Source organism: Pseudoclavibacter sp. CFCC 11306 (assembly GCF_008831235.1).
In the GTDB taxonomy this organism is placed as follows: domain Bacteria; phylum Actinomycetota; class Actinomycetes; order Actinomycetales; family Microbacteriaceae; genus Pseudoclavibacter_A.
Window position 1 is genome coordinate 277,402 of the sequence record NZ_WBKF01000002.1, and the last position, 25,016, is coordinate 302,417.

Annotated in this window: 20 protein-coding genes and 2 tRNA genes; 10 read left to right on the forward strand and 12 right to left on the reverse strand. The window is 65.5% G+C overall.

The window, feature by feature from the left end:
* The first annotated feature begins 16 nt into the window (after window positions 1–16).
* Window positions 17–89: transfer RNA gene (locus tag F8O09_RS08115), tRNA-Thr, on the forward strand.
* A 49-nt stretch (window positions 90–138) separates the two neighbouring features.
* Window positions 139–1,899, forward strand: coding sequence for a SulP family inorganic anion transporter (locus F8O09_RS08120; protein WP_158054815.1), 1,761 nt, complete (start codon window positions 139–141; stop codon window positions 1,897–1,899).
* A gap of 137 nt (window positions 1,900–2,036) precedes the next feature.
* Here the strand turns inward: F8O09_RS08120 and F8O09_RS08125 are convergent, their stop codons facing one another.
* Window positions 2,037–3,995: an acetate--CoA ligase gene (locus F8O09_RS08125; protein WP_158030265.1), complete on the reverse strand. Its 1,959-nt coding sequence runs from the start codon at window positions 3,993–3,995 to the stop codon at window positions 2,037–2,039.
* 256 nt (window positions 3,996–4,251) lie between these two features.
* On the opposite strand from F8O09_RS08125, the gene F8O09_RS08130 reads away from it, so the two are divergent.
* The 4 genes from F8O09_RS08130 to F8O09_RS08145 are packed head-to-tail and all read left to right on the forward strand — an operon-like array spanning window position 4,252 to window position 8,549.
* Complete coding sequence (locus tag F8O09_RS08130; protein WP_158054817.1) at window positions 4,252–4,947, forward strand: GntR family transcriptional regulator; 696 nt, start codon at window positions 4,252–4,254, stop codon at window positions 4,945–4,947.
* Complete coding sequence (locus tag F8O09_RS08135) at window positions 4,928–6,469, forward strand: MmgE/PrpD family protein (protein ID WP_158054819.1); 1,542 nt, start codon at window positions 4,928–4,930, stop codon at window positions 6,467–6,469. Before F8O09_RS08130 ends, F8O09_RS08135 begins: the two co-directional genes overlap by 20 nt.
* A complete protein-coding gene (gene prpB, locus F8O09_RS08140; protein WP_158030262.1) occupies window positions 6,469–7,380 on the forward strand; it encodes a methylisocitrate lyase in 912 nt (303 codons plus the stop codon). The genes F8O09_RS08135 and prpB overlap by 1 nt, the downstream gene beginning before the upstream one ends.
* A gap of 23 nt (window positions 7,381–7,403) precedes the next feature.
* Window positions 7,404–8,549: a bifunctional 2-methylcitrate synthase/citrate synthase gene (locus F8O09_RS08145; protein WP_158054821.1), complete on the forward strand. Its 1,146-nt coding sequence runs from the start codon at window positions 7,404–7,406 to the stop codon at window positions 8,547–8,549.
* Between the two features lie 454 nt (window positions 8,550–9,003).
* Here the strand turns inward: F8O09_RS08145 and F8O09_RS10600 are convergent, their stop codons facing one another.
* The 3 genes from F8O09_RS10600 to F8O09_RS08160 all read right to left on the reverse strand — a co-directional run bounded on the left by F8O09_RS10600 (window position 9,004) and on the right by F8O09_RS08160 (window position 12,136).
* The gene (locus F8O09_RS10600) at window positions 9,004–9,744 is read right to left on the reverse strand and encodes a DUF805 domain-containing protein (protein WP_158054823.1); all 741 of its coding nucleotides are present in this window, start codon (window positions 9,742–9,744) and stop codon (window positions 9,004–9,006) included.
* Between the two features lie 139 nt (window positions 9,745–9,883).
* Window positions 9,884–11,908: a potassium transporter Kup gene (locus F8O09_RS08155; protein WP_225732949.1), complete on the reverse strand. Its 2,025-nt coding sequence runs from the start codon at window positions 11,906–11,908 to the stop codon at window positions 9,884–9,886.
* 155 nt (window positions 11,909–12,063) lie between these two features.
* A tRNA-Lys gene (locus F8O09_RS08160) sits at window positions 12,064–12,136 on the reverse strand.
* Between the two features lie 110 nt (window positions 12,137–12,246).
* On the opposite strand from F8O09_RS08160, the gene F8O09_RS08165 reads away from it, so the two are divergent.
* The 4 genes from F8O09_RS08165 (at window position 12,247) to F8O09_RS08180 (ending at window position 15,859) form a co-directional block, all read left to right on the forward strand.
* Window positions 12,247–12,762, forward strand: coding sequence for a MarR family winged helix-turn-helix transcriptional regulator (locus tag F8O09_RS08165; RefSeq protein ID WP_158054824.1), 516 nt, complete (start codon window positions 12,247–12,249; stop codon window positions 12,760–12,762).
* The gene (locus tag F8O09_RS08170) at window positions 12,759–14,246 is read left to right on the forward strand and encodes an MFS transporter (RefSeq protein WP_158054826.1); all 1,488 of its coding nucleotides are present in this window, start codon (window positions 12,759–12,761) and stop codon (window positions 14,244–14,246) included. The genes F8O09_RS08165 and F8O09_RS08170 overlap by 4 nt, the downstream gene beginning before the upstream one ends.
* Window positions 14,243–14,869: a DNA-directed RNA polymerase subunit beta gene (locus tag F8O09_RS08175; protein ID WP_158054828.1), complete on the forward strand. Its 627-nt coding sequence runs from the start codon at window positions 14,243–14,245 to the stop codon at window positions 14,867–14,869. The genes F8O09_RS08170 and F8O09_RS08175 overlap by 4 nt, the downstream gene beginning before the upstream one ends.
* A 168-nt stretch (window positions 14,870–15,037) precedes the next feature.
* The gene (locus F8O09_RS08180) at window positions 15,038–15,859 is read left to right on the forward strand and encodes a siderophore-interacting protein (protein WP_192497623.1); all 822 of its coding nucleotides are present in this window, start codon (window positions 15,038–15,040) and stop codon (window positions 15,857–15,859) included.
* A 57-nt stretch (window positions 15,860–15,916) separates the two neighbouring features.
* On the opposite strand, the gene pstB is transcribed toward F8O09_RS08180, so the two are convergent.
* The 8 genes from pstB to F8O09_RS08220 form a co-directional block, all read right to left on the reverse strand.
* On the reverse strand, window positions 15,917–16,696 hold the full coding sequence (gene pstB, locus F8O09_RS08185) for a phosphate ABC transporter ATP-binding protein PstB (protein WP_158030252.1): 780 nt from the start codon (window positions 16,694–16,696) through the stop codon (window positions 15,917–15,919).
* 51 nt (window positions 16,697–16,747) lie between these two features.
* Complete coding sequence (pstA, locus tag F8O09_RS08190; RefSeq protein WP_158054832.1) at window positions 16,748–17,650, reverse strand: phosphate ABC transporter permease PstA; 903 nt, start codon at window positions 17,648–17,650, stop codon at window positions 16,748–16,750.
* Window positions 17,650–18,609: a phosphate ABC transporter permease subunit PstC gene (gene pstC, locus F8O09_RS08195; RefSeq protein ID WP_158054834.1), complete on the reverse strand. Its 960-nt coding sequence runs from the start codon at window positions 18,607–18,609 to the stop codon at window positions 17,650–17,652. The genes pstA and pstC overlap by 1 nt, the downstream gene beginning before the upstream one ends.
* 126 nt (window positions 18,610–18,735) lie before the next feature.
* Window positions 18,736–19,809 carry a phosphate ABC transporter substrate-binding protein PstS gene (locus tag F8O09_RS08200; protein ID WP_158054836.1) on the reverse strand — a complete coding sequence of 358 codons (1,074 nt, stop codon included), beginning with the start codon at window positions 19,807–19,809 and terminating at the stop codon, window positions 18,736–18,738.
* 232 nt (window positions 19,810–20,041) lie between these two features.
* Window positions 20,042–20,998, reverse strand: coding sequence for an NUDIX hydrolase (locus F8O09_RS08205; protein WP_158054838.1), 957 nt, complete (start codon window positions 20,996–20,998; stop codon window positions 20,042–20,044).
* Entirely contained in the window at window positions 20,995–23,187 is a 2,193-nt protein-coding gene (locus tag F8O09_RS08210) for an RNA degradosome polyphosphate kinase (RefSeq protein WP_158054840.1), read from the reverse strand. The genes F8O09_RS08205 and F8O09_RS08210 overlap by 4 nt, the downstream gene beginning before the upstream one ends.
* A 7-nt stretch (window positions 23,188–23,194) precedes the next feature.
* Window positions 23,195–24,085, reverse strand: coding sequence for a mycothiol synthase (mshD, locus tag F8O09_RS08215; protein WP_192497624.1), 891 nt, complete (start codon window positions 24,083–24,085; stop codon window positions 23,195–23,197).
* On the reverse strand, window positions 24,082–24,792 hold the full coding sequence (locus tag F8O09_RS08220) for a winged-helix domain-containing protein (protein ID WP_225732950.1): 711 nt from the start codon (window positions 24,790–24,792) through the stop codon (window positions 24,082–24,084). Before F8O09_RS08220 ends, mshD begins: the two co-directional genes overlap by 4 nt.
* Window positions 24,793–25,016: the final 224 nt, after the last annotated feature.

The window sequence follows — 25,016 nt, forward strand, 5'->3', positions numbered from 1 at the left end:
GTGCCGCGAGGCATTGGCCACCTTAGCTCAGTCGGTAGAGCACTTCACTCGTAATGAAGGGGTCGCGAGTTCGATTCTCGCAGGTGGCTCTCGAATCTTCTCTGTGTTTCCTTTCTGCCTGCCACGTAGGCTGAATCCATGAACCCCCGCTTGGCACGCTGGCTGCCCGGCCTGCAGACGGCCGGGCGCTATCGACTGCCGTGGCTGCGTCACGATCTGCTGGCGGGTGCAACGCTCACCGCACTGCTCATTCCTGCTGGCATGGGGTACGCGCAGGTCGCCGGCCTGCCGCCGGTTACCGGACTCTATGCGAGCATCGTTCCCCTTCTGGTCTATGCGGTGGTGGGTCCGTCCAGAATCCTCGTGCTCGGTCCGGACTCATCGCTGGCGCCAATGATCGCTGCAGCGATCGTGCCGCTGTCGGCTGGCAGTCCACAGCGCGTCGTCGCATTGGCCGGGCTGCTTGCGATCATCATCGGTGCGCTCATGCTGCTGGGCGGTCTCATGCGTCTGGGGTTTCTCGCCGATTTTCTCTCGAAGCCCATTCGTATCGGCTATCTCAACGGCATCGTCATCGTGATCATGCTGAGCCAGCTGCCGAATCTGCTGGGCGTCGACGATCCTTCGGGCTCGCCGCTGGGTGCGCTGCCGGCGACTCTTGCCAACCTGAGAGCAGGCCACATCGCCTGGGCCGCGTTGACCATCGGGCTGGCCTCAATCGCAGCAATGATCTTGCTGCGTCTGATCGCGAAGACGATCCCCTCGGCGTTTCTAGTGATCGGGCTGGCAACGGCCGCAGTCGCTGCCCTCGGGCTGCAGTCCGCCGTCGACGTCGTCGGAGCGTTGCCATTTGGGCTGCCGCATCCGACACTGAGCGGGCTGCTTCCGAGCGACCTGGTCGAACTGGCCGTTCCGGCGATGGGCATCGCCCTGATCGCGTTTGCCGACACAAGCATCCTCTCTCGCACGTTTGCGGCGCGAACCGGCAGTCACGTCAGCAGCAATCGTGAGATGATCGCCGTCGGCGTCGCAAACGTCTCGACTGGTCTGTTCGGAGGGTTTCCGGTCTCGGGTTCGTCGTCACGCACCCCAGTCGTGCAGTCGGTGGGCGGGCGGACGCAGCTCTCATCGGTCGTCGGGGCACTGCTGCTCATCGTTTTCATCCTGCTTGCGCCCGGGGTGACCGCCTACCTGCCAGAAGCCGCCCTTGCGGCGGTGGTGATCGCCGCCACTGCGACGATGTTCTCGGCCCGTGATGTGCTCAGGCTCGTGCGGCGCAGCCCGATCGAGGCCCTTCTGAGCCTTGCGACGACGGCCGGCGTCGTTGCGTTCGGTGTGCTCGAAGGCGTCGCGATCGCGGTAGGCCTGTCACTTCTCGCGTTCATCAATCAGACGCGTCGTCCGTATCGCACCGAGCTGGGGCTGGTCCCAGGGGTGCGCGGCTACCATGACCTCACCAGGCACCCCGAGGGCAGAAGACTGCCCGGCATCGCGATCGCACGCTTCGATGCGCCGCTCATCTTCGCGAACAGCGGATTGTTCACCGCATTCGTTCAGGAGCTGGCAGATCGGCCTCGCGACCCGCCGGTGCACACGCTGATTCTGGCGGCTGAGCCGGTGACCAGAGTCGACATCACCGCTGCGGATGCGATCGCGGCTCTTGACGACGAACTCACTCAACAGGGAGTTCGGCTGGTTCTTGCCGAGGCTCGTGGGCCGATGAAGGATCAGCTCATCCGGTTCGGAGCCGGTGAGCGTTTCGAAGAGACCGGCCGGTTCGCTCCCACCGTGGGGGCGGCGGTGGATGCCATTACCGGAAGCCTGCGCACCGACATCGCTGAAGAGCCTGAGGCAGGGTCTGATCAAGAGACCGGCCCGACTCAACATCCCCCGAAGTGAGCCGGGCCGGCGTGGTTCGCGCTGAAGTCGGCCCTGCAGCGCACCGGTCACGGTGTGCAGCCAATCTGGGCGGTGCAGTGCCCGATGCCTGACCAGGGGCACGGGAGTGCGCCGACTTCAACGCAGTCAGTGGGCGATCAGGCGGTCTCCTTCTCGCGTTCGTAGTTGTGCACGGCGATTTGCACGAGCGTCAGCGTGGCCGTGTCTTCGATGGTCGGCGGAACGATCAGCTTCTCGCCGTTGACGATCTGTCGCAGGTTCTTGCGCAGGATCTTGCCGGAGCGCGTCTTGGGCAGCCCCTCGACGACGACCACGTCTTTGAACGCCGCGACGGCGCCGAGCTCTTTGCGCACCTTCTGCACGAGCTCTTTGCGCAGCACCTCTTCGGTGCTGTCGAACCCGTGCTTGAGCACCACGAACCCGAACGGCTTCTCTCCTTTGAGCGCATCGGCGGCCCCGATGACCGCCGCCTCGGCGACAGCCGGATGCGCACCCAGAATGCCCTCCATCTGACCGGTACTGAGGCGGTGGCCGGCGACGTTGATCACGTCGTCGGTGCGGCCCATCACATAGACGTAGCCTTCACGGTCGATGTACCCGGAATCCCCGGTGAGGTAGTAGCCCGGGAACGGCTTCAGGTAGCAGCGCTGGTAGCGCTTGTGACGGCGCCAGAGCGTGGTCAGCGTTCCCGGCGGCATCGGCTGTTTGATGACGATGTTGCCTTCGCCCATGTTCGGCACAGGGTTGCCCTCGTCGTCGACGATCTGCACGTTGTAGCCGGGGGTGGGCAGCCCGGACGATCCCGGCCGAGACTCGACCGGCTGCAGACCGATGAAGTTGCCGGTGATCGCCCAGCCCGTCTCGGTCTGCCACCAGTGGTCGACCACTTTCGGGTGGATGTTGGCGACCGCCCAGTGATAGGTGTCGGGATCGGTGCGCTCGCCGGCGAGAAAGAGCGCCTGCAGCGACGAGATGTCGAACTGCTTCACGAGCTCGGCGTGAGGATCCTCTTTGCGCACTGCGCGGATGGCTGTGGGTGCAGTGAAGAACGAACGCACCTTGTGACGTTCGATGATGCGCCAGAACTGGCCGGCATCCGGCGTGCCGACGGGCTTGCCCTCGTAGACGACGGTGGTCGCACCGACCAGCAGCGGGCCGTAGATGATGTAGCTGTGCCCGACGACCCAGCCGACGTCCGACGCCGTCCACATGACCTGACCGGCCTCGATGTTGTAGAGGTTCTTCATCGTCCAGGCCAGAGACACGGCGTAGCCGCCGGTGTCACGGACGACGCCCTTCGGCGCGCCGGTGGTGCCCGAGGTGTAGAGAATGTACAGCGGATGCGTCGAGACGACCGGCACCGGTTTGTGCGGTGCGGCATGGGCCATCTCGTCGTCCCAGTCGTACCACTCGGTCTCGATCAGATCGGCGACCCAGTCGGTGCCGTCCTTCGCACCGCCGGGAATCTCTGGGCGGTCTTTGACGATGATCGAGTCGACGAAGTGGTCGCAGAGGGCGATGGCCTCGGCGACGATCGGCAGGTACTCGACGATGCGGTTCGGCTCGATGCCGCCGTCGGCGGTCACGAGCACCTTCGGCTTCGCATCGTTGATGCGGGTGGCGAGCTCCTTGGCGGCGAACCCGCCGAACACGACGGAGTGCACGGCTCCGAGTCGAGCACAGGCGAGCGAGGCGATCAGCGCCTCGGGGATCATCGGCATGTAGATGACGACGCGGTCGCCGAGGCCGACGCCGTGGGAGGCCAGTACGCCGGCGAAGCGAGCGACCTCGTCGCGCAGCTCGTTATAGGTGTACGTGCGCGACTTGTCGGTGACCGCCGATTCGTAGATCAGCGCCTTCTGGTCGCCGCGGCCGGCCTCGATGTGTCGGTCGAGCGCGTTATATGCGACGTTCAGTGTGCCGTTCGGGAACCACTGATATTCCGGATCGTTGGACGAGTCGAGAGCCTGCGTGGGCTCTGAATGCCAGTCGACGGCCTTGGCGGCGTCGAGCCAGAACGACTCTGGATCCTGGATGCTCTGCTGGTACGCCCGCCCGTAGGCTCCCTCACGCACCTGGTCACGCGTGATGTTCATCGTGTCCTCCTCATTGAGTACCTCCTGAGGATGCCGACACGACGACTCTGTGGCGCCTCATCCTCGAAGCATGGGATCAATATACCGACGTTGTATACACAGATGCAAACATCATCGATGAACTGCAGATGAAATGTGCCAAATATGGCGCTTGATCGCGGGAGATGACGCACTTCTGCGAAATTGTGTATACATTGACGTGTGATTTGTGTATACACTGATGGCGATCGATCGACGATGACCGAAGGAGGGGATCATGCGCGCAGGTGACCGGGCGTATCAGACTCTCCGTGAAGAGATCACCAACGGCGATCTGCCCGCGGGCACGGTGCTGGGCGAGGTTGAGCAGGCAGTGCGCCTCGGCATCTCCCGCACCCCGGTTCGCGAGGCCCTGCGGCAGCTGATCAGCGAGGGCTTGGCGGTGCAGCGGCCACGCGGCGTCGAGGTCTCAGAGGTCTCGTTCGAGAACATCAGCGAGCTCTATGACGTGCGTCTGGCCCTGGAATGCCAGGCTGCTCGACTCGCCGCGCGCAATCGTGACGCCGACGTGTTCCGAACGCTGCTCGTGGACTTCCAGCACGTCAGCGACCTGCTCAACACCCGTGACCGCAACCGGCACGACTACTACGAACTCGTCAACCGCCTCGACGACGCCCTCGACCAGGCCGTGCGGAATCCCTACCTGGTCTCGGCGATGGCGACGGTGCGCACGCATCTCGCTCGCATCCGCCACATGGCGCGCAGCGATCGCGCCCGACTCATGGACGCCGCCCGCGAGCACGCGCTCATCGTGCAGGCGATCATCGACGGCGACGGCGACCTCGCTGCGCACGCCACGCACGTGCACCTCTATAACAGTCTTTCCCACCGACTGGCGAAGGCCGCCAGTCTCGAGACCCACTCCGCTGACGCCGTCAGCCCAGATGAAGGAGATGCTCGTGAGACAGCATGACGTCCGTGTGTACAAGAGCGAAGAGAACCTGGCTCGCAAAGATCAGCTCGCCTGGAAGATCGCCGAGGTCGCCGCTGACCCCGTCGAGGTCAGTCAGGAGGTGACCGACGAGGTCATCAACCGTGTGATCGACAACGCCTCGGTGGCCGCGGCATCGCTGCTGCGCGCCCCGATCGTCTCCGCTCGCGCACAGGCAAAGGCTCACCCGTTCACGCGGGGCGGCTCGACGGTCTTCGGCCTGCCCATTCCCAAGCGCTACTCGCCAGAGTGGGCCACCTGGGCCAACGGCGTCGCCGTGCGCGAGCTCGACTATCACGACACCTTCCTCGCGGCTGAGTACTCGCACCCCGGCGACAACATCCCCGCGATGATCGCCGTGGCGCAGCACGTCACCGGCACCCGCAGTGCACAGGTCTCCGGCCACGACGTCGTGCGCGGCATCGCCACCGGCTACGAGATCCAAGTCGACCTGGTGCGCGCGATCAGCCTGCACAAACACAAGATCGACCATGTGGCCCACCTCGGCCCGTCGATCGCCGCCGGCCTCGGCACGCTGCTGCATCTCGATCCCGAAGTGATCTTCCAGGCGATTGGCCAGGCGCTGCACACCACCACCGCGACGCGTCAGTCTCGCAAGGGGCAGATCTCGACCTGGAAGGCGCATGCCCCGGCATTCGCCGCGAAGATGGCCGTCGAGGCGGTCGACCGTGCGATGCGCGGCCAGACCAGCCCCGAGCCCATCTACGAAGGCGAGGACGGCGTGATCGCGTGGATGCTGGACGGCCCCGACGCGCATTACTCGGTTCCGCTTCCCGAGCGCGGTGAGGTCAAGCGCGGCATTCTCGACACCTACACCAAGGAGCACTCAGCCGAGTACCAGGCGCAGGCCTGGATCGATCTCGCCCGCAAGCTGCACAACGAGCACCCGGAACTGGCGAACCCCGCGAACGTCAAGTCGATCGTGCTGCACACGTCGCACCACACGCACTACGTGATCGGCTCGGGCGCGAACGACCCGCAGAAGTACGACCCGACCGCGAGCCGTGAGACGCTGGACCACTCGATTCCGTACATCTTCGCAGTCGCACTGCAGGACGGCCGCTGGCACCACGTCGACTCCTATGCTCCCGAGCGCGCCGGTCGGCCTGACACCGTGCAGCTGTGGCACAAGATCACCACCGAAGAGGATGCCGAGTGGACCCGTCGCTACCATTCGATCGATCCTGATGAGAAGGCCTTCGGCGGTCGCGCCGAGATCGAGCTCGCCGACGGTTCGCACATCACGGCAGAGATCGCCGTCGCCGACGCGCACCCGCTGGGCGCACACCCGTTCCAGCGAGAGAACTACATCCAGAAGTTCAAGACCCTCGCCGAGCCCGTGCTCGAGCCCAGCGAGATCGAGCGCTTCCTCGATGTCGCTCAGCGCCTTGACACTCTGACTGCCGACGAGCTGGGCGAGCTGACCATCGTGGCCAGGCCCGGCCTGCTCGAGAGCGTCAACGACCCGAAGGGAATCTTCTGATGCTGTACTCGAAAGTCACCCCCGAGGCGAAGCGCCGAGCCTTTCGCGACGGGCTGGCCAGCGGCCGGCTGCAGCGGCTGCCAGGTGCGTTCAACGCGCTCTCGGCGCGGCTGATCGAGCGCAAAGGCTTCGAAGGTGTCTATGCGTCGGGCGGCGTGCTCGCCAACGATCTCGGCTTTCCCGACATCGGCCTGACGACGCTCACCGAGGTCGCCGGCCGCGTGCACACCTATGCGCGCTCGACCGATCTGCCGGTGCTCGTCGACGCCGACACCGGCTTCGGTGAGCCCATGAACGTGGCCCGCACGGTTCAGGAGCTCGAAGATGCGGGCGTCGCCGGCATCCACATCGAAGATCAGGTCAACCCGAAGCGATGCGGCCACCTTGACGGCAAAGCCGTCGTCGATCAGGCGACGGCGGTCAATCGAATCCATGCCGCCGTCGAGGCGCGCCGCGACGAGAACCTGGTGATCCTGGCGCGCACCGACATCAGAGGGTCTGAGGGGCTTGAAGCGGCCATCGACCGGGCGAAGGCCTTGGTCGACGCGGGCGCCGACGGCATCTTTCCGGAGGCCCTGAGAGATCTGGGCGAGTTCGAGGCGTTCCGCCAGGCGGTCGACGTGCCCCTGCTGGCGAACATGACCGAGTTCGGCAAGAGCGAGCTGTTCACGAATCAGCAGCTGCAGGATCTCGGGTTCAACCTGGTGATCTACCCGGTCTCGCTGCAGCGACTGGCGTTGGGCGCCGCTGAGCGCGGGCTCGACGCGATCATCAGCGAAGGCAGCCTGAGCTCGCAGGTCGAGCACATGCAGACCCGAGCCGACCTCTACGAGCTGGTCGACTACCCGGCGTACAGCGAGTTCGACACCTCGGTGTTCAACTTCGACGTCGAGCGCGACAACTACCACTGATCCGCATTTCGAAAGAGACAATCATGACTGAGATCTACAAGGGCCTGGCCGGTGTGCCCGTCGACTACACCGCCATCTCGAAGGTGAACCCCGAGACGAACTCGCTGCTCTACCGCGGCTACCCCGTGCAGGAGCTCGCTGCGACGCAGTCGTTCGAGGCCGTCGCCTATCTGCTCTGGCACGGTGAGCTGCCCAATGACGAGCAGCTCGCCGAGTTCGTGTCGACCGAGCGCTCGCTGCGCGGTCTCGATGCGAACGTCAAAGCCGTCATCGACTCGCTGCCGACTGACTCGCATCCGATGGATGTCGTGCGCACGGCCGTCAGCGTGATCGGTGCGAACGACCCCAAGACGGCTGACGAGTCGCCCGAGGCCGAGCTCGAGAAAGCGGTGAACCTCTTCGCGAAGCTGCCGTCGATCGTCTCGTACGATCAGCGTCGCCGCCGCGGCGAGGCATACGTCGAGCCGAACGCCGATCTCGACTATTCGGCGAACTTTCTCTGGCAGACCTTCGGCAAGGAGCCCGACGACTTCGAGGTCGACGCATTCAGGGTGTCGCTGATTCTGTACGCAGAGCACTCGTTCAACGCGTCGACCTTCACCGCCCGCGTCATCACCTCGACGCTGAGCGACCTCTACTCGGCGGTCACCGGCGCGATCGGCGCGCTGAAGGGGCCGCTGCACGGCGGAGCGAACGAGGCGGTGCTGCATATCTTCAACGAGATCAACGCGCAGGCCGAGCAGCAGGGTGTCGAGATCGAGCAGGCCGCGCACGACTGGCTGACTCAGGCGTTCTCCGAAAAGCGCAAGGTCATGGGCTTCGGGCACCGCGTCTACAAGAAGGGCGACTCGCGCGTGCCGACCATGCAGCAGTCGACGCTCGAGCTGATCGACCGCTACGACCGCGACGACCTGAAGCGTCTCTATGACGCGCTGGCCAAAGAGGTCGACGAGGCCAAGGGCATCAAGCCGAACCTCGACTACCCGGCCGGTCCAGCGTACTTTCTGCTCGGGTTCGACATTCCGACGTTCACGCCGATCTTCGTGGCGGCCCGCGTCACCGGTTGGACGGCGCACATCATCGAACAGCGCGCGAGCAACGCGCTGATTCGCCCGCTCTCGCTGTACAACGGCGTCGATGAGCGGCACGTGCCGGGCTTCGAGGGCTAGGCTTGCACTGCGGCACCCGAATCGAACGGGGCCGCGACTCACAGACCGGCGTCACTTGGGCATGAGCGTGGGTGACGCCTACAGACGGGGCGGGATGCGGAATCGGGGGATGCCGCATCCCGCCCTTTTCCTGTCTGCTTGGGCGCTTGGCTGCTGGGTGCCTGTCTGCCTGAGATTGTGGCCCACGGCATGGCTCGTCGTCTGATGCTGCGCCATCGAGACATGCCATATGACTGCCCTCCCCATCGAGACATGCCAACTTCCATGTCTCGACGATTCAGGAGGACATCTGCCATGTCTCGATGCCTCGGCGGGTGTTCGTTCTGCACAAATGACCTGAACGCGATGCAGACAGACGAAAAGGCCGGGTCAGACATCATTCGTTGATGTCTGACCCGGCCTGTGTCATGCCCGGCTGACGCAGCTCCAACGCCCGGCGGCAGCTCGGAAGGAGCTACCTTCGATCGAACCGTGCGCCCTCAGGCTTGGAGTCGAGGGCGAGCAGCACGATCACGATGATGCCGCCGGCGAACGGGATCAGCGACAGGAAGTAGAAGGCGCCCGACTTGTCGGTGTCATGGAAGCGGCGCCAGACGAGTCCGAGTGTGGGCAGCAGCACGGCCAGGCTGTAAAGCACCAGAATCACGGTGACAGCGATGCCGAACGGCCCGGGCACGGACTGCTGGGTGGTCATGAGCTGGTCGCCGACGCGCACGGTCGAGACCTCGGTGCGCGAGCCGACCCCCGTCAGCACGCTCAGCACGAACGAGATCACGGCGTTGACCAGCATGACCCACCAGAACTCGCTGCGGCTGGCACGCCCTGAGAAGTTCACGTAGTTCTTGAGCCAGCGGACGACCGCCTGCTTGATCGTCGCACCGTAGAGCGGGAGGGTGAGGTCGTCGGGATCGCTTGCGCCGAGCGGCCCCGAGGGCTGGCCGTATCCCTGCGGGCCGCCATACTGGGGCGGCTGCGGAGGCTGCTGGGGCGGCTGACCGTACTGGCCCGGCGCGCCGTACTGCGGCTGCTGGAGGCCTCCGGCCTGGGGAGGCTGGGGCGCGGCATACTGCGGTGGCTGCTGCGGACGCGGTGGCTGCGGCGGACGCGGTGGCTGCGGCGGCTGCTGGCCACTGCCATCGGTCGGCTTTGGGCCGTTTGGCGACGCCGGAGGCTCATAAGGAGGAGGAATGGTCATGTCAGTGCCTTTCTCAGGTATCAGCCAGTCGTTGCCCAGCAGCCTAACAGCGAGCGGGCAGGGGAGACCAGTGACCGGCTGTGATCGCGAGGAGTCGGTGTGGCCTCGGGGCGATCCGGTGATCACTGCCGAGCACTGATCACACCTGCAGCTCGGCCCCCATCACGACCGTGCGCTCTGGCGGCAGGTGAAACGCCTGCGTGCGGTTCGTCGACAGTCGCTCAAGCGCACGAAAGAGGCGGCGCTGCCACCGAGGCCAGTGCGCGACGTGTTCTGTCGCACCCGGCTCGATGCGGAACACAGAGAGCACGTAGGTCGCCGTCGACGGATCGATCTCGAGCTCGGGCGAAAGACCACGGGACTGCTCAAGCGCAGCAGGGATGTTCTGCGAATCGTTGAAACCGACTTGGTAGCGCAGCTGTACGATGCCGTCCTCTGTGTCGGTGAGATTGTCTACGACGATCCGCTGGTCGACCGGCACATGCGGAACGCCCAGGCTGCGCACGCAGACGATGACGACATGCTCGTGCAGCACGTGCGTGAAGTCGATGTTCGCGCGCAGAGCCAGCGGCGTGGTCGCGATGTCGCCATGTGGGTAGACGGCCACTCCGGGCACGCGGTCGATGCCGCCGCAGCGCACCTCGTCGACGAGGTCGCCGATCGGCCCCTCCATATCGTGGCGTCGGCCGAAGGCGATCTTCGAGCCGCGGCTCCAGGTGAACATGATGACGACGAAGATCGCTGAGATCGTGAGCGGCAGCCATCCGCCGGTGATCACTTTCAGTGAGTTCGCCGCCAGCAGCAGCAGCTCGAGCCCGCCGATGAGCACCGCCATCGTTGCGATGGCCGGCCACGACCACTGCCAGACCGTGCGGGCGAAGACCAAGAAGAGCGTCAGCTCGAGCACCAGGGTGCCGGTCACCGCGAGCCCGTAGGCAGAGGCGAGCCGTTCGGAAGATCCGAATCCGAGCACTAAGGCGAGCACGCCGACCAGCAGCAGCGCGTTGACCGCCGGCAGATAGATCTGTCCGGCGTTGCTGCGTGAGGTCTGCACGATCTTGAGCCTCGGCAGCAGGCTCAGACGAACAGCCTGGCGCACGATCGAGAAGGCGCCCGAGATCACGGCCTGCGAGGCGATCACCGTCGCCAGCGTTGCCAGCACGACGATCGGCACCAGCGCCCAGCTCGGCGCCATGCGGAAGAACGGACTGCTGAGCGCGTCAGGATCATGAAGCAGCATCGCACCCTGGCCGAGGTAGTTCAGCAGCAGTGCCGGGAAGGCGAACATCAGCCAGCCGAGCACGATCGGGCGTCGGCCGAAGTGCCCGAGGTCGGCATAGAGCGCCTCGGCGCCTGTGACGGCGAGCACAGCCGCTCCGAGAGCCATGAACGCGACCCATGGGTGTGCGGCTGCGAAGGAGAGCGCGTACGTCGGTGAGAGCGCTCGCAGCACGCTGGGGTCGGTGGCGAGCCAGCCGACGCCGAGCACGGCGAGCACGACGAACCACAACGCCATGATCGGACCGAAGGCCTTGCCGATGCGCCCGGTGCCCCGAGGCTGCACGAGAAACAGCAGAGCCAGAATCACCACTGAGATCGGCACGACCCAGGATCCGAAGTCGGGGTCTGCCACCGAAAGACCCTCCGACGCGCTCATCACCGAGATGGCCGGGGTGATCATGGAGTCACCCAGAAAGAGCCCGGCGCCGACCACGGCGACTGCGATCGCGAACCCGGAGACGCGAGCACCGCGTCCGTTCTTGCGTCGAATCATAGCGGCGAGTGAGATGATGCCGCCCTCGCCCTGGTTGTCGGCTCGGGTGATGATGCCGACGTATGTCACTGTGACGATGACGATCAGGCACCAAATGATCATTGAGATGACGCCGAGCACGCTCTGCTCGTTGATGTCGGCGTCGGAGTGAGAGCGCAGCACCGTGCGCAGCGTGTACAGCGGGCTCGTGCCGATGTCGCCGAACACGATGCCGATGGCACCGAGGGTGAGCGCAGCGATCGGACCGCGCTTCGATGCCGTCAGTGCGGTCATCTGCGTCGTGACCGGGCCGGTGTACGGATGACTCTCACCGGTGTTTCTGCGCGAGGCGAACATGATCGCCATCTTGCCACTGGCGGGGTGCGTCGTCTGCATTGCACGGCGTGTCACGGAAGCGACACTGAACGCGGTCGCGAGCAGCAGGCCGGACGAATTGGGCGGATGTCGGGCGGCTTCTCGTGGCACACTGCTCGGCCAAGAGTGCGCCGGATGCGAAAGAAGGCCCCTCTCCCGCGTAAATGCTGGGGAGAGGAGCCCTCGTGACGTGCCCCCCGAGAGTTTCGATCTCTCTACCCGCGGATTAAAAGTCCGCTGCTCTTCCGATTGAGCTAGAGGGGCCCAGTGCGCTTTGCGGCGCACCGCCCATCATTGTGCCACAATCGTCGAACCTTTCGCTACCAGTGCTCCTATTTACTTAGGCTAACTAATTGTCTAGTGTTGTAGCCAACATGAGTGTCTCTTCTACCTCTGAACCTGTCTCACGATCACAGCCCCAGTCGACTCCGCCGGCTCCGGCGATCGCTGACGGCTCTGACTCCGCCTCGCTCCGCACGATCGCCGACCTCGCCGAAGAGCTGCGCACTGCGGTGGCTCGTATCAACCGGCGGCTGCGCTCAGAGAACCCCGGCGGCGTCACTCCGGCTCAGCTGACCGTGCTGCTCACCCTCGACCGCAGCGGCGAGCAGACGCTGGGCTCGCTGGCCGAGATCGTCATGGTCAGCCCTCCGTCGATGAACCGCACTGTGTCGCATCTGGTCGAGGCCGGTCTCGTCGAGCGCGAGCAGTCGCAGACCGACCGTCGCGTGACGCGACTGCGCATCACGGCATCCGGCCGAGTCGAAGCCGACCGCACCCGGGCTCACCGCGACGAATGGCTCGGGCGGCAGCTCGCGGCTCTCACCGTCGAGCAGCGCGCCGAGCTCGGCCGCGCCGCCGCATACCTCAGCGAGGTCGCCGCCCGATGATCTCGACCTTTCGCTCGCTCGCGGTGCGCAACTATCGCTGCTGGTTCGCTGGCGCGCTGGTCTCGAACGTCGGCATGTGGATGCAGCGCACGGCCCAAGACTGGATCGTTCTGACCCAGCTCACCGACCACGACGCGGCTGCCGTCGGCGTCATCACGGCCCTGCAGTTCGGCCCGCAGCTCCTGCTGACGCCGCTGGCCGGAATGGTGTGCGACCGGTTCCAGCGTCGTCGTGTGCTGTTGGTGACCCAGATCGTCATGGGGCTGCTCGGCTTCGCCTTGGGCGCTTGGGTGCTGCTCGGCAGCCCCGATCTGCTGCACATCTATGCCTTCGCCCTTGCCCTCGGCGTGGTCAGTGCGTTCGACACCCCGGCCCGTCAGGTGTTCGTCAGCGACCTGGTTCCCCGTGGAGCGGTCGGCAACGCGGTCGCGCTCAACTCCACGTCGTTCAACCTCTCGCGCATGGCCGGCCCGGCCGTCGCCGGTGTGCTCATCGCGATCGTCGGCGCGGGCTGGGTGTTCGTGATCAACGGATTCACCTTCGTCGGGGTGATCGCGGCGCTGCTGCTGATTCGTCCTCGCGACTACTACGGCGAACCCGTCGCGACCACGCCCAAGACGGCGCGCACCAGCGGCATCCTCGAGGGCATTCGCTACGTGCGCGGACGCTCCGATCTGCAGCTCGTGATGCTGATGATTTTCTTGATCGGCACCTTCGGCATGAACTTTCCGGTTCTGCTCTCGGCGATGGTCACTGTCACGTATCAGCAGGGGGCGCAGGAGTACGGCGTCATCTCGTCGGTGCTCGGCATCGGCTCGCTCGTCGGTGCGCTCATCAGCGCCTCTCTCGAACGGCCTCGGCTGCGCAGCGTGATGCTCGGTGCCGTCGGCTTCGGGTTCGTCATGCTCGGAGCCGCCTTCGCCCCGACGCTGCTCACCTTCGCGATCGCACTGGTCGCGCTGGGGCTGTGTACGCAGACCATTCTCGCCAGCGCCAACGGCTACGTGCAGCTGACCAGTGCCCCCACCGTGCGCGGCCGCGTGATGGCGCTCTACATGGCGCTGCTGATGGGCGGAACCCCGTTCGGCGCACCGCTGGTCGGCTGGGTGGCGAACACGTTCGGCCCTCGCTGGTCGTTGGTCGTCGCCGCAGCCTCGGGTCTGGCAGCAGCAGGAGCGGCGGCCTGGTGGCTCTTTCTCACGCACCATGGCCGTCTGCACCGAAACCCCGACGGCGGGCTGCGTCATGCCTTCGTCATCGAGCTCGACGGGGGTGAGGCTCGCACGCCGGCGGATGTCGACCTTGCGGCCGCCTCGAAGCCCAGAGCCGAGCACGCGGGGGCCGGTGACGACGGCGATCGGCAGCCTGTCACTCAGCCGGTCTCGACCGTGACGACCGAGATCGCCGTGATCGACGTCGACAGGCTCGGACGGCGTCGCCGAGTGCAGCGGCGGCAGAGGCCTCCGCATACACTGGAGCGGTGAGAGAACACCACAGACCCGTGCTCTTCGGCGACGGGGAGTTCGAAAGAATCGAAGGCGCAGCCGACCCGGCGGCGGTCTACCGCCTAGCTCATGAGACCGCCCGAACTCTGATGGCTCGGGCTCGAGGCATGGACGATGAGAACGTGCTCAAACGACTGTCTCACTACACCGACGAGCACGGCGTCGAAACGATCACGGAGCTTTGGGCGACCGCCTCTGCCGAGAGTCTGCCCGGCGTGCTCTGGCGCATCTATCTGCTGCGCAGCCTCATCATGGCGTCGACCGAAGAGGTGACCGCGCTCTACGACCTCGGGGTCCGGCGGCTGAGCACCGCAGACCCGATCGTCACCGGGCTCGACACGCCCGCACAGGTGCTCGAAGTGCAGCGACTCAGCGAACGCATCCTGCGGGGCGTCTTCAGCGGCGACTTCCACCTGGCTCTGATGCAGGCGGCGGCGTTCTGCAGCGTTCTCGCGGCCGGCTGCCTGGCGCACGTCGACGTGATCGAGCTCACCGAGCCGGATGCGGCCGCACGACTCACCCGCCAGGCCGGGACGCTCACCGACATGGTCGTGGTCTTTCGCAGGGGGGCTGTGCTCTGGACGCAGGATGCCCTAGACTGACATGGCTCTCGGCAACGGGAGCTGGCCAGGTCGTGTAACCCCGGGCTCCAACTTTTGCCGCTTCGAGCGGCCTTCCGCCGAGAGGCGTTCGCGGCCTGGCCACACCACTTCTGATCGAGGGCGATGACGTGCCGATCGGCTGCCTCCCCGAGAGAGACAGGATCCGACATGCTCGACCGCCAGCGCATCCGCCATGACCTCAGAGTTCGCGAGGTGACGGTCAGCGCCGTCTCGCAGATCTCGCCTTCCATGCGGCGAATCACCTTCTCGTCGCCGACGCTCGACGACTTTCTCGCACCCGGGCCGGCCGATCACGTCAAGCTCTTTCTGCCTGACGCGCACGGGGTGATCAACGCGCCCGCCGTCGATGCCGAGGGCCGCCTGCGACGCCCTGATGCGCCGCTGATCAGCCGTGACTACACCCCACGCGCGTGGCGTGCCGCCGAGGGCGGGCACGAGGCACAGATCGACATTGACTTCGTGCTGCACGAAGGCGGACCGGCGACGAACTGGGCGCGTGCGGCAGCCGTCGGAGACCACTTGGTGATCGCGGGCCCGCGTGGATCGCGCACGGCTCCGCTCGAAGCCGCTCGCGCCGTGCTGATCGCGGATGCGACGGCACTGCCCGCCTTGGCCCGCTGGCTCGAGACTCTGCCGGGTCGTACGGTCATCGACGTGATCGTGTGGGGCACTGACGAGGCCGATGCCGAGTATCTCGACGTGCGGCTGCGAACCCGCATCGCCAGCCTGAACTGGGTGCCTGCGGATGCGCCGTCATCGGCTCTCGAGGATGCCGTCGCCGGCATCGACTTCGATGCGGGCACGTTCGTCTGGGCGGCAGGCGAGGCGTCGGCGCTGATTCCGGTGCGGCGTCATCTGCGCGGTCTCGAGGTGCTCGACCGTCGCGATCTCGACGTGCAGGGGTACTGGAAGCGGGGCGTGGTGGCCCTTGACCATCACGCCCCGCTCGATCCCAGCGATCCGGAGTGACCCGACACTGACGCCGTCGGCTTCCCCCTCCGAAGCCGACGGCAGCCGGTGTTTGCTCTATCCGAAGCGTCCCGAGATGTAGTCCTCGGTCTCTTTCTCAGCCGGATTGGCGAAGATCTTGCGCGTGTCGTCGTACTCGATGAGACGGCCAGGCTTGCCGGTGCCCTCGATGTTGAAGAACGCGGTCTTGTCAGAGACACGTGAGGCCTGCTGCATATTGTGCGTCACGATCACGATCGTGTACTGCAGCTTCAGCTCTTCGATCAGATCTTCGATGGCCAGCGTCGAGATCGGGTCGAGTGCGGAGCAGGGCTCGTCCATCAGCACCACATCGGGCTTCACCGCGATGGTGCGCGCGATGCACAGACGCTGCTGCTGGCCTCCCGAGAGGCCTGAGCCCGGGGCGTCGAGTCGGTCTTTGACCTCGTTCCAGAGGTTTGCTCCCCGCAGCGACTTCTCCACGAGCTCGTCGGCGTCGCTGCGCGAGATGCGTCTGTTGTTCAGCGTGACGCCGGCCAGCACGTTCTCGCGAATCGACATGGTCGGAAACGGGTTGGGGCGCTGGAACACCATGCCCACCTGGCGGCGCACGAGCACCGGGTCGACGCCCGGGCCGTAGAGGTTCTCGCCGTCGAGCAGCACTTCGCCCTCGACACGGGCGCCGGGAATGACCTCGTGCATGCGGTTGAGCGTGCGCAGGAACGTCGACTTGCCACAGCCCGAGGGACCGATGAAGGCCGTCACTGACTTCGGCTCGATGTCCATGCTGACATCGGCGACGGCCAGGAACTTGCTGTAGTAGACGTTGAGATCCTTGGCGACGATGCGTTTTGACATGTTCTGTGAATCCTTACGATGTGGGTCTGCAGGTCGGAGGCGAGGGTGGAGCTAGCGCGACTTCGGTGAGAAGATCTTGGCGATGATGCGTGCCGCGAGGTTCAGCACCATGACGATCAGCACCAGGGTCAGCGCACCGGCCCAGGCGCGGGCATAGTACGGGTCGGCGTCGATGCCGGGGTTCTGGTACTGGTTGTACACGAACACCGGCAGGGTCGTCATGCGCTCTGAGAACGCGTTGTAGTTCATGTTCGAAGCCAGGCCGGCGGTGACCAGCAGAGGAGCTGTCTCGCCGATGACGCGGGCGAGGGCGAGCATGACACCGGTCATGATGCCGGCCACTGAGGTGCGCAGCACGACCTTGACGATGGTGAGCCACTTCGGCACGCCGAGGGCGTATGAGGCCTCTCGCAGCTCGTTTGGCACCAGGCGAAGCATCTCTTCGGTCGAGCGCACGACCACGGGGATCATGAGCACTGACAGGGCGACCGCACCGGTGATGCCCATCTTCGCGTCGGCGCCGAAGAAGATCACGAACACTGAGAAGGCGAACAGACCGGCGACGATCGAGGGGATGCCGGTCATCACGTCGACGAAGAACGTGATTGACTTGGCGAGCCTGCCATGGCCGTACTCGACGAGATACACCGCCGTCATCAGTCCGATCGGCACCGAGATGAGCGCGGCCCAACCCGTGACTATGAGGGTGCCCACGATGGCATGGATCGCGCCGCCGGGGGCGCCCAGCGGCACCTGCATCGAACTGTTGAAGAACTCGCCGTCAAAGCGCGAGAGCCCCTTCGAGACGACGACCCAGAGCAGTGAGACGAGTGGGATCAGCGCGATGAGGAATGCGCCCCAGACCACCACGCGCATCGTGACGTCTTTGGCCCGGCGCCGTCGGCTGTTGCCGGCCAACGCCGAAGAGGCTGAGAGAGTGCTGGCTGTGCTCATCAGTTGGCTCCTGAGAATTCCTTGCGGCGGTTGACGATCCAGCGGGCGCCGAGGTTGGCGGCGATGCTGATCACGAAGAGCACGAGACCGCCGAAGATCAGCACGCTGATCTTCGTGCCTGAGGCCTCGGGAAAGTTCTGCGCGATGGCGGCGGCGATGGTGTTCGGGTTCTGCCCCTGCAAGAGAGCAAAGCTGACTAGCCCGGGCGTAGCCGAGAGCACCATGGCCACGGCCATGGTCTCGCCGAGTGCGCGGCCGAGGCCGAGCATCGCACCTGAGATGATGCCCGGGCGTGCGAAGGGCAGCACCGCCATCTTGATCATTTCCCAGTGGGTGGCACCGAGAGCGAGAGCGGCTTCTTCGTGCAGAGCCGGGGTTTGAAGAAAGACTTCGCGGTTCATGGCGGTCATGATCGGCAGGATCATGATCGCCAGCACGATGGCTGCGGTCAGTACCGAGGTGGCTGGGTTGGCGACCGGGCCGGCGAACAGCGGGATCCATCCGAGGTAGGTCGACAGCCAGTCGTAGAAGGGCTTGATGGCCGGCGCGAGCACTGCGATGCCCCAGAGGCCGAAGACGACTGAGGGGATGGCGGCCAGGAGGTCGATGACGTAGCCGAGAACCTGAGCGAACTTGCGGTTCGCGTAGTGCGAGATGAACAGGCCGATGCCGATCGAGAACGGAAATGCGATCAGGAGGGCGATCAGGGCGACCCACAGCGTGCCGAAGGCGAGCGGCCCGACGTACTCCCAGACGTTGTCGCCTGCCGTGCCGGGAATGTCGCCGCTCGCCCGCGATGCTCCGAACGCGGGCAGTGCCTGCCCGACCAGGAAGATCGCGACTCCGGCGAGGATGACCAGGATCAGCACGCCGGCGATGAGCGACGTGCGTGAGAAGACGATGTCGCCGGGGCGCTGTTTCGCCCGGGGTGCGGCTTGAGGGCTTGTGGTGGTGCTCATGGTTCCCATCGGGTCAGAACGTGGAGGCGCGTGGAGAAGTGCTGCTGGGTGATGACTGAGGCGGAGCGACGAAGGTGTGTCGCTCCGCCTCAGCGAGGCTCGCGATGGGCGACCGGGTGTCTCTGGCTACTTGATCGCGTTGACCGCGGTCTTCGCCTTCTCGGTGACGGCATCGCTCAGCGGCGCCGAGCCGGCGTGGTCAGCAGCCTGCTTCTGGCCGTCGGCGCTGATGACGTACTCGAAGTAGGCCTTGACGAGCTCGCCCTTGCCTTCGGTCTGGTACTCCTGGCAGCCGATCAGGTAGCTGACCAGCACGATCGGGTAGGCACCCTCGACGCTGTAGTCGAGCTTGTACGCCAGATCGGCGTCGCCGCGGCCGTCGATGAGCTTCGAGTGCTCGACGATCTTGGCGGCAGCGTCGGCCGAGTACTTGACGCCGTTGACGGCGACAGTGCCGAGGTCGCCGGCCTGAGAGGCGTCGAGGTAGCCGATGGCACCCTCTGCGCTGCTCAGCGCCTGCTTGACGCCCTGGGTCTTCTGAGCCGACTGTGCGTTCGGGTTTGAGGCGAAGGGGAAGGTCTCGCCGACCTCTGCGCCGCCGAAGGCGTCAGCGGCCTCTGACTTCAGGTAGTTCAGGAAGTTCTTGGTGGTGCCCGACTCGTCGCCGCGGAAGATCACCTTGATGGTGGTGTCGGGCAGCGTGACACCGGAGTTGAGGTCGGCGATGGCCGGGTCGTTCCACTTGGTGATCTGACCGGCGAAGATCTTGGTGATCGTCGGAGCGTCCAGGCTCAGCGAGTCGATACCGTTGAGCTTGAAGGCCACGGCGATGGGCGAGATGTACGCGGGAATCTCGACGATGTCACTGGTCTTGCAGGCGGCGAACTTGCCGGCCAGCTCATCGGTGCTGACAGCGGCGTCACTGCCCGCGAAGTCGGCGGTGCCGCCGATGAACGCCTTGCGTCCGGCGCCCGAGCCCTCGGGGTCGTAGTTGACGGTCACGCCCGAGTTCGCAGCGGTGAAGCCGGCCTTCCATGCCTCCTGCGCGCCGCTCTGGCTCGAAGCTCCCGAGCCGCTGATCTGACCGCTCAGCGAAGAGGTCGATGAGCTGCTGCCGCTCTCGTTGCTGGCGCAGGCCGACAGCGAGATAGCGGCGACGCCGAGCAGTGCGGCGGCCTGGATGAGGCGAGTCTTCTTCACGATGTACCCTTTCAGGTTTCTTGCATGCGGCCGCAGGGAGAAGCGGCCCGGTTCGGTTCTCAACCTACGGATGCTCGGTGTCGAGATTCTCACCAGTGCCTTAACGGCAGGTGAACGACGGAGGGCCGTTCGGGTCGTGCCCTGAGAGCACTCTGCCCGAGCCACCTCGTGAATAGGATGGCCCGGGCAGGTTGCCGTGCTCGCTCAGCGCTTCGCTCAGCGGCGAGGCAGGTCAGCTCTCATTCTCTTCGTCGAAGGGAGCATAGGTCGCCACCGTGACGAGTTCGAACGGGTGCTCGGTGTCGCCCGTCTGGGCGATCTGCGCGATCACCAGCTCTGCTGGTGCCAGCGTGGCATGTGAGAGCAGCCGGGCGCGGGCCGGCTCGTCGATGAGCGCGCCGACTGCCGAGAGCACGCCCGGAAGCACCGGCCGGTGGGTGCAGAAGAGAGCCGAACGTCCCTGCGAGACGACGTCGGTGACCAGATGCTCCGAGGCCTCGGGGTCGGTGGCATAGTCGGTCTCGGTGAGTTCGCTGGCACGACGCACGCGCGTTCCGCAGGCTGTCGCATACGGCTGCACCGTTGACAGACAGCGCTGCCACGGGCTCGTCACGATCTGCTGGAACGTTCCCCAGCACTGCAGCAGCGCAGCCAGGTGTGTGGACTGGGACTGTCCGTGCGAGGTCAGCGGGCGGCTGGCCTCGCCTTTGCTCCAGTCGACACGGGATGTGGCCTTGGCGTGTCGCAGCACCCCCACCGTGAGGATCGGGCGGTCGAGCGTGGGCAGCTGACCCTCGAGTCGAGTGAGCAGCTCGCGGTCGAAGTCGTAGGTCAGCAGTCGCTGCGCTTCGGCGAAGGGCAGCCAGAGCAGCTCGTCGACCTCGTGATTCGGCGAGAAGTGCTTTGCGCTGTCTTTGACCTGCTCGGCAGAGATCTGAGAGGTCCAGTAGTGCACGACCTTGGGCTTGCCCCCGACGTGATAGTGCACGGCGTCGAGATACGGCCCGAGAGCGGCCCGAATCCGGCTCTCTTCGCGCAGCTCGCGAATGGCCGTCTCAGGCACGCTCTCGCCTGGGTCCTGTTTGCCCTTGGGAAACGAGTAGTCATCATGGGCAGCGCGGTGGATGACCAGAATGTAGGGCTCGCCGGCGATGCGTCGCCAGCAGAGCACTCCGGCGGCGACGATCATTTGCGCTTCGCCCGAGCCCGAGCCTTGCGCGTCGCGGCGATGCGCAGGAGCTCCTCCTGCACATCGAGCAGCCGGTTGCCGTGATCGTCGAGGTAGTGACGTTTCCAGCTGCCGTCTGCGCTGAGGTGCCATGACGAGGTGGTGTCGGCGACACCCATCGCGAGCAGATCGGTGAGCTCTGAGATCTGGTCGGGGTCGACCAGCCGCACGAGCGCCTCGACACGACGATCGAGGTTGCGATGCATCATGTCGGCGCTGCCGATGTACACGATCGGGTCGCCCTCGTTCGCGAACCAGAAGATTCGCGAGTGCTCGAGAAAGCGACCGAGCACCGAGCGTACGGTGATGTTCTCGCTGAGCCCCGGCTCGCCCGGCTTGAGTGCGCAGATGCCGCGCACCCAGACCTCGACGGGAACGCCGGCCTGGCTGGCACGATAGAGCGAATCGATGATCTGCTCGTCGACCAGCGAGTTGACCTTGATCTTGATGCCGCTCGTCTTGCCTGCGCGTGCATGCGCGATCTCTTGGTCGACCAGATCGATCAGGCCCGTGCGAATGGTCTTGGGGGCGACCAGCAGACGGTTGTAGTCCGACTCGGCCGAGTATCCCGAGAGGTGGTTGAACAGCCGGCCCAGGTCGGCTCCGACCTCCTCGGAGGCGGTGAGCAGGCCGAGGTCTTCGTAGAGACGTGCGGTCTTCGGGTTGTAGTTTCCGGTGCCGACGTGGCTGTAGCGCACCAGACGGCCCTCTTCTTCGCGCACGGCGAGCGAGAGCTTGCAGTGCGTCTTCAGCCCGACCAGACCGTAGACGACGTGCACGCCGGCGCGTTCGAGCTTGCGTGCCCACGAGATGTTGTTGGCCTCGTCGAAGCGTGCTTTGATCTCGACGAGGGCAAGCACCTGCTTGCCTGCGTCGGCCGCGTCGATCAGCGCCTGCACGATCGGGCTGTCGCCCGAGGTGCGGTACAGCGTCTGCTTGATGGCGAGCACGGTCGGGTCGGCCGCAGCATGCTCCAGGAACGCCTGCACGCTGGTCGCGAACGACTCGTAGGGGTGATGCAGCAGGATGTCCTGCTTACGAATCGCCCCGAAGAACTCGGCGTGCTGATGCGGCTCGATGTCCTGCAGAAAGCGATTGGTGACGGGAACGGCGACAGGGTAGTGCAGCTCGGGTCTGTTCAGCCCCGAGATGGCGAACAGGCCGGTGAGGTCGAGCGGCTCGCGCAGCTTGTAGACGTCTTCGTTCTGCACGCCCAGTTCGCTGACCAGCAGCTCGAGGATCGTCGGGTTGATGTCGCTGGCCACCTCGAGGCGAACCGGCGGGCCGAAACGGCGGCGCAGAAGCTCCTTCTCAAGCGCCTGCAGCAGATTCTCCGCCTCGTCTTCGTCGACCTCGAGGTCTTCGTTGCGAGTGACGCGGAAGGCGTGCGACTCGACGACCTCCATGCCGGGGAAGAGCTGGTCGAGATGCGCAGAGATGAGCTCTTCGAGCGGGACGAAATGCGTCTGCGCGTCGCCGATCTCGCCGACGCGAATGAAGCGGGGCAGTGACTGCGGCACTTTGACGCGGGCGAACTCGCGCTTGTTCGTCGTGGGGTTGCGCACGATCACGGCCAAGTTGAGCGAGAGGCCAGAGATGTACGGGAAGGGATGCGCCGAATCGACCGCCAAAGGGGTCAGGATCGGAAAGACCTTCTCATCGAAGTAGGTGCGCAGACGAGCGCGGTCGGCCTGATCGAGGTCGTCGAAGTGCGAGATGCCGATGCCGACCTTCTCGAGTTCTGGCAGAACGTGCTCGTGCAGGATGCTCGACTGGCGCTCCTGCAGACGGTGTGCCTCTTTCGAGATCGCGCTGAGCAGCTCGAGCGGGGCATAGCCCGAAACGGCGGGAACGGCGATGCCGAGTGCCACGCGGCGCTTCAGGCCGGCGACGCGCACCATGAAGAACTCGTCGAGGTTGTTCGCGAAGATGGCCAGAAACGAAGCTCGCTCGAGCAGCTGCAGCCCGGGGTCTGCGGCCAGCTCCAGCACGCGCTCGTTGAACCCCAGCCACGAGAGCTCTCGATCCAGATAGCGGTCGGGTGGCAGCTGTGCGCTCTTCGGCTCTGCTGCGGCCGTGGGCGAAGGCCCTGTGACGGTGCTCTTCCCCTGGCTGTTCTTCGTCTTAGTCTGCTGTGACGGTTCGCTCATTCCTCAATCATCTCACCTGCCAATGAATATCTCGTGAACGCTCCTCGAAACCGAGTCGGCGGTAGAGCGCGAGGGCAGGCACATTGTCTGCTTCGACATACAGCGACACGTCGGTGACGCTCTCTGCCAGATGGCGAAGGCCATGCTCCATGAGCACCCGCCCGAGACCGCGTCCGCTGTGGTCGGGGCTCACCGCGATCGCGTAGATCTCGCCCTCGGGTCTGCCGTCGGGGCCGGGTGCGATCTTCGTCCAGTTGAACCCGACAAGTTCGTCAGCCTGCCAGAGCAGCAGCACGTCGTCGGGCGAGTACCAGCTCTCGCGCTGCAGCGCGGCGAGATCGTCAGCGGTGATCTGGCCCTGCTCTGGATGCGCTGCGAAGGCCCGCGCATTCAGATCGAGCCAGGCCTGCTCGTCGCGGCCTGTCTGCATGGTTCGCAGCTCGAGCCCGTCTGGCAGCGCCCGGGTGGGTGCGTCGGAATCGGTCAGCTCCAGCAGCGCATGGTGCGGCAGCTGCATCAGCAGCAGCTCGCGAATCGCGACGGCGCCGCATGCCGTGGCGAGCGCCCGAGCCGCGTCAAGCCCCCCGTGGGTCCAGACGAGGCGTCCGCCGGCGCCGACCGCTGCCTGCCACAGTCGCCTGCCGAGCCCCTGCCGGCGCGCGTCAGGGGCGACCACGAGCTCGAATTCGTCGCCGGTGACGACTGCGGCGGCAGTCAGCGTCTTCTCGTCGGCGTGTATCAGTGCCACGCGGGCCTGACCCTCGCTCAGCTGGCTCCATGAGTGGTCGTTGAAGGGCTGGGCTCCGTCAGCCTGGAACGCCCGTGCGGCGAGGTCGCGCAGCGCCCGCAGATCGGCGGAGCGCACCGGCCGTGGCCCGTCGATTGCCGAGACGATCACACGCCCGCTCCGCTGGCGGCGCCGTTCGCCGCGGCTATGGGGCGCTCCTGGTCGACCGGGTTGAAGCGATAGCCCACGTTGCGCACGGTGCCGATCAATGAGTCGAGCTCGCCGAGCTTGGCGCGCAGACGACGCACGTGCACGTCCACTGTTCGGGTGCCGCCGAAGTAGTCGTAGCCCCAGACTTCGCTGAGCAGCTGCTCGCGGGTGAACACTCGGCCGGGGCGGCCGGCGAGAAAGCGCAGCAGCTCGAACTCTTTGTACGTGAGATCGAGCGGTTTGCCGTTGATGCGCGCCGAGTAGCTGGCTTCGTCGATGGTGAGCCCGGCAGCGCGGATGACCGAGGGGCCGTCCTGCTCGACGGCTGCGCTGATGCGTCGGGCCAGACGTATGCGAGCGTCGATCTCGGCTGGGCCGGCGGTCGACAGAATGAAGTCGGATGCGCCCCAGTCGCGGCTGATCGCGGCGAGTCCGCCTTCGGTCACGACCAGAATGACCGCGACATCGAGATGAGAGGCGGCCATCAGCGAGCAGAACTGTCGCGCGGCAGGCAGGTCGGCCCGAGCGTCGACGAGAACGACGTCGGCGTCGATGCATGACATGACGCTGTTGCTCGACGGCTGCACGGTCGTGACCTGGTGGCTGAGCAGGGTGAGAGCGGGCAGCACGCCGTCTTTCATGCTGGTGAGAACGACGAGCTTCGACACTGGGGGCCTTCCTAGGGAAAGTTGACCTCATCATAGTCGAGGCTGGGGGCGATCGGCGTCAGCGCCGCGTCTCAGCCTCATCCATACCCCTGCTCGGGGCGTGCGCGAGGGGGGGTGCGGAACGGGTTAGACTGCTGGCATGGACGGAATCGTTGCACTTGAGATTTTCTTCGTCGGCCTGCTCGCACTGGCCAGCCTCGCGATCGCCTTCGTGTCGGTGACCG